This is a genomic window from Soonwooa purpurea (genome assembly GCF_053891095.1).
The window spans coordinates 1-4,940 of sequence record NZ_JBSSMA010000032.1 but is presented as its reverse complement, the minus strand read 5'-3'; the positions used below and the strand labels follow the sequence as shown (position 1 = coordinate 4,940).

The window sequence follows — 4,940 nt, the reverse complement described above, 5'->3', positions numbered from 1 at the left end:
GCTTTTTTCAACCACTTTATTTTTAATTATTTTGAATATACTCCAAAAATAAACCTCGCTTAAAAAGGCTTAAACGAGGTCATATATAATTTTATTTTGTTGAGTTTTGAGTTGTGCAACGGTTACCGATGTTGTGCGATGTTTTTTTAATGTAATTCGCTTTTGTCGTAATCCAATAACAACTTTTTAAATTCTTCCTTAGTCAAACCTTTTTTGGATTCCATTTTCATATTGATTAAAATATCATCTCTATTTCTCTCGTACTGACATAAAGAGTCTAAAATATGGTTAAAAGAATATTCATCGATAGCTATTTTAAAAATTCTATTAGAAGTAGAATCAATTTGGAATTTTTGTGGTTTACTTGTGTTATAATTCAAATATTCAATATTTAATTTATAATCCTCTGTCATACGTTCGTATGGTTTTTCGAATATGGATATTAATATTGGTATAATTGTTAATATTCCGTTCCATAAAACGTGAGAAACAATAGAAGTTAAAATATTAAATCTTACTCTTAAAAAAGTTAGAAAAATTCCTCCAATTAATTGTGTAGATACTAAAATTGGTAAAATACAGTAAAAAAATGTGGAACTGTTTTCAAAATTACTACTATGTACAAATCCAAAAAGAATTATGGATATATAAACAAGAATTTTAAATGAAAAATTCCATTTATTTCTATCTATAATTTTTGAAAAAAGTTTATTGTAACGCAATAGATATCTGAAAATCATCTCTTCAGCAATTGGAACAAGAAAGGCTGTGATTAATAATGTTTGTAAGAAAGTGTTACTATTATAATCTATTCTTATTTCATATAAAATAGGTTCTACTTTATTCAAAAAATATATTAGAGGAAAAAATATTAATGCATTAATAACAAGTTCAAAACATAAAATAACGAGTATATATTTTACATTTTTTTTGAAAGTCCAATTTTCGATTCTTTGGTCAGTCGGATTTTTTATAAAGTAATAGACTTCTAAAAGAATATTTTTCATTAATATTTTAAGAGAATTTAATTTTAATACGATGTTTTGTAAAATATCGCACAACGGTTCTCAGCTATACGCAGGCAGGGATTTTAACCACTAAACTTCCTACGAAGAACTGAACTTTAAATTTACCACTTAACTGTCCTACGAAGCACGAAACCCCTGCTTGCGTATAGGTGATGTTATGCGGTCGGTTTTCATTTTCTCTTTTTTCTCGTTAATTTGTCAAGCAAAGTTACTAAATTTGCAGTCAAGCAATTTCAATTTTTGAATTATGTATTTCAGCAGACCTTGGACTTCTATCTAAGTGATAGGCAGTCCTGAAAATTCCAATCTCTTTTAGGTCAAGACAATTAGTCTATGGGTTTCGTGTGCCGACTTTTTTGTAAAGGCGTTACGTTGTCATAGTTGCTCTGTCGGGTAATACTGTCTATTCACTTCTCCACGATTTGAATTCAAGTATTCACCTGTAAGAAGTTACTAATGAACTCATTTAAACTTTTAGCAAGATAAGTGCAAAAGCCAAATAATGCCAATTCAACCAGGAATTGTCCAAAGTGTCGAATCTGATTAGAAGCGTTCTGAAGCTGTCCATCCAAGCAAAAGTTCTTTCGTTAACAAATCTTTGGTCGTAAACATCTTGATTGAAAAATCGTTTTTTTCCTCTTTTCTTTCCTTTTCTATTTCGCTTATTTTCAACAATATTGGCAATCATCTTTCGTCTGTGAATAGCTCTCCTTAATTTCTTGGAATCAAACCCTTTGTCTGCATTTTGAATGCTGTTTTGAACACATATTTCACTTTTCTTCAAATCTTTGATCATCTGTGCATATTGTGGAACTATTTGGTACAAATCATTGTGATTTCCACTGATGATTCCACCATTGGCAATGGGTATGCCTCTGCCATCGGTCATAATCAAAATATTAGAAGTCCGACCTCTCTTTCTGTGTTGGTAAGCAACGCTCTGTGCTGATTTTTTAACCAAACTATGTGTGCCATCGAGGTTCAATTTCTCGGTGTCCAATTTATCTTTCTGTATTTCCAAATACGTTTCAAACATTTCTTTAAAAACACCCATTTTACTCCATTTCCGGCAGTAATAATAAACCGTTTGCCAAGAAAATGGTGGCTTACAACATTCTATATCAACAAATAAGAAACTCCACTGACAGCCCGTTTTGAGTTTATGGACGATACATTTGAAAATATCCGCCATATCAAACTGACTGGAAAATCCTCTTTTATTTTTCGGAATAAAGCATAAAATGCAGTTTTCTATTAGCTCTTTTTGTAAATTTGTGTACTTGCAGTTCACCGAATTGTAATTTATTGGTTGTCAACTCTAAATTACTAATTTTGAACTGCTTGTTTTTTTCAAAAAAAGTTTAAATCACTTCAATGACAAAAAAGAAATTGCCCGTTCGTTTTACGGGTCAGCACTTTACTATTGATAAAGTGCTAATAAAAGATGCAATAAGACAAGCAAATATAAGTAATCAGGATACGGTTTTAGATATTGGGGCAGGCAAGGGGTTTCTTACTGTTCATTTATTAAAAATCGCCAACAATGTTGTTGCTATTGAAAACGACACAGCTTTGGTTGAACATTTACGAAAATTATTTTCTGATGCCCGAAATGTTCAAGTTGTCGGTTGTGATTTTAGGAATTTTGCAGTTCCGAAATTTCCTTTCAAAGTGGTGTCAAATATTCCTTATGGCATTACTTCCGATATTTTCAAAATCCTGATGTTTGAGAGTCTTGGAAATTTTCTGGGAGGTTCCATTATCCTTCAGTTAGAACCTACACAAAAGTTATTTTCGAGGAAGCTTTACAATCCATATACCGTTTTCTATCATACTTTTTTTGATTTGAAACTTGTCTATGAGGTAGGTCCTGAAAGTTTCTTGCCACCGCCAACTGTCAAATCAGCCCTGTTAAACATTAAAAGAAAACACTTATTTTTTGATTTTAAGTTTAAAGCCAAATACTTAGCATTTATTTCCTGTCTGTTAGAGAAACCTGATTTATCTGTAAAAACAGCTTTAAAGTCGATTTTCAGGAAAAGTCAGGTCAGGTCAATTTCGGAAAAATTCGGTTTAAACCTTAATGCTCAAATTGTTTGTTTGTCTCCAAGTCAATGGGTAAACTGTTTTTTGGAAATGCTGGAAGTTGTCCCTGAAAAATTTCATCCTTCGTAGTTCAAAGTCGGGTGGTTGTCAAGATGATTTTTTTGGTTTGGTGTCGTCTTTTAAGCTGCCGCATAACGGGAAACGCATTGGCGAAGTGGCGGATAAATTGAACCGAAAGTTCAATTTAGCAGTGACGTAGCCGATGTGTTTCCACAGAAGCTAAATTATTAAAAAAAAGCTGAATGTGGGACACATTCGGCGGAATAAAAAGCACAAAAGTTGAATTTTGAACTTAACCCGCCATTTTGCCAATGCGATGTTGAACTGAACAAGGGAAATGAGCGGTATCCTGCCAGACAGGATACCGACATTCACGAGGTTTCGATGGTTAGTGCGCCGCATCGGAGCGGGCCTGCTACCAGTCGTCGGTTAGACGACTGGCGACTTCTCGGTGGCAGCCCCACGGAGCCGAAGGAGCACCAGCCCCAACGAAACCAGTACCGCCATCGCCGTGGCGTAACAGATCACGGGCCACGCTGTGTCACCGTTTAAAAGTGCCACCGCCAATGTCCCGACAATGCTGACTATCAGGCTTTGAACGCAGAAGTAGAACGCGACCGCTGATCCCGCGATGTCGTCGAACTCTGCCAAAGCGCCGTTCGCGGTAACGGACACCGTGAAGACAATACCGACCGCGACAACCCACATCGGTAGGATGAAGGTGAGGAATGACGGCGAGCCGTAAAGTTCGCCGATCCCCAACAGGACCGCTCCGCAAACAAGCAACGCCATCCCACGCGCCACGCATCCTGCGATGCCCCATCTGGCGATAAAGGACTTCGCGAAACGGGTTGTCACGATCATTACAAGCGCGACAGTGGCGAAGGCAAAGCTGAATCCGATCTCGGAATATTCCGCTTGGCCTATGAGCACACGGGGAGCCGTCGAGAAGAAGACGAAGTAGGTGCCCATACCGGCGCTAAAGCCGACAGTGTAAACCCAAAAAGCCGGACTCGCGAAGATCGGCAAGACAGATCGGCGTGTCTTGACTTGATCCAGAGGGCGGGTTTCGTGCCACCTGAAACCCGCATTTAGGAGTGCGAGCATCGCCAGTATAGCCAAAGTAATGAATATCGCCTGCCATCCCAAGAACTCGCCGATCAATACTCCGGCGATAGGGCCGAGCGCAGGCACGAACGCCAGCATCGAACTGAAAAGGCCGTAGATGACGACACCCTCAGGACGGTTGGCATAAACGTCGCGAACCGTCGCGAACGTCGCCACCAGCATGGCCGACGCGCCCACTGCTTGAAGTAGACGGAAAGCGACAAAGGCCGGTGCAGTTGAAGACCAAGCTGCTCCCAGAGACGCAATGACGAAAGCCGTTGCGCCCGCAAGTAGAATTGGCCGTCGCCCGATTCTGTCTGAGAGCGGACCAAAAATCACCTGGCCCACGCCGAGCATCACCATATAGAGGCTCAACGTGAGTTGGATCATAGCGGGCGTCGTGTTCAGGATGCCGGGCATCGCTGGAACGACAGGGAGATAAATATCCATCGCCAGTGAAGCGAGGATGTCGAAAGGAGCCATCAGCAGCAGTGCTGCCGGCAGCGTATAGGCCCACGCGGGGCGTTGTTTTTGTTTATCAGTCATTTATGTGTTTTTCTATTCCATCAATTATTGATTTCCAATCATCAACGTGTAATTCGTGTCCTGTACCTTCAAGGGTGATTAGATTTGAACCTTTTATTTTTTCTAGTAAAAAACCTGCATTCTTATAATGCCAAATTTTGTCGTCTGTTCCGT

At 38.9% G+C, this 4,940-nt stretch carries 4 protein-coding genes; 1 reads left to right on the top strand and 3 read right to left on the bottom strand.

Annotation, left to right across the window (positions count from 1 at the left end; all coding sequences use genetic code 11):
- Positions 1–146: 146 nt before the first annotated feature.
- Together ACVFVN_RS14390 and ACVFVN_RS14385 are read right to left on the bottom strand one after the other, a co-directional pair.
- Positions 147–1,007 (bottom strand): CPBP family intramembrane glutamic endopeptidase, encoded by an 861-nt coding sequence (locus tag ACVFVN_RS14390; protein WP_456235813.1) that lies wholly within the window; start codon positions 1,005–1,007, stop codon positions 147–149.
- Positions 1,008–1,494: 487 nt separating this feature from the next.
- A complete protein-coding gene (locus ACVFVN_RS14385; protein ID WP_456235812.1) occupies positions 1,495–2,319 on the bottom strand; it encodes an IS5 family transposase in 825 nt (274 codons plus the stop codon).
- A gap of 83 nt (positions 2,320–2,402) precedes the next feature.
- Here ACVFVN_RS14385 and erm(F) point away from each other — a divergent pair, with 83 nt between their 5' ends.
- The gene (erm(F), locus tag ACVFVN_RS14380; protein ID WP_042005545.1) at positions 2,403–3,203 is read left to right on the top strand and encodes a 23S rRNA (adenine(2058)-N(6))-methyltransferase Erm(F); all 801 of its coding nucleotides are present in this window, start codon (positions 2,403–2,405) and stop codon (positions 3,201–3,203) included.
- A 360-nt stretch (positions 3,204–3,563) separates the two neighbouring features.
- On the opposite strand, the gene floR is transcribed toward erm(F), so the two are convergent.
- Complete coding sequence (floR, locus tag ACVFVN_RS14375) at positions 3,564–4,787, bottom strand: chloramphenicol/florfenicol efflux MFS transporter FloR (RefSeq protein ID WP_165134138.1); 1,224 nt, start codon at positions 4,785–4,787, stop codon at positions 3,564–3,566.
- Between the last annotated feature and the right edge of the window lie 153 nt (positions 4,788–4,940).

Excerpts from the sequence above, each read along its gene's own strand:
- ACVFVN_RS14390 (WP_456235813.1), bottom strand. The coding sequence starts at position 1,007 with ATGAAAAATATTCTTTTAGAAGTCTATTACTTTATAAAAAATCCGACT.
- floR (WP_165134138.1), bottom strand. The coding sequence starts at position 4,787 with ATGACTGATAAACAAAAACAACGCCCCGCGTGGGCCTATACGCTGCCG.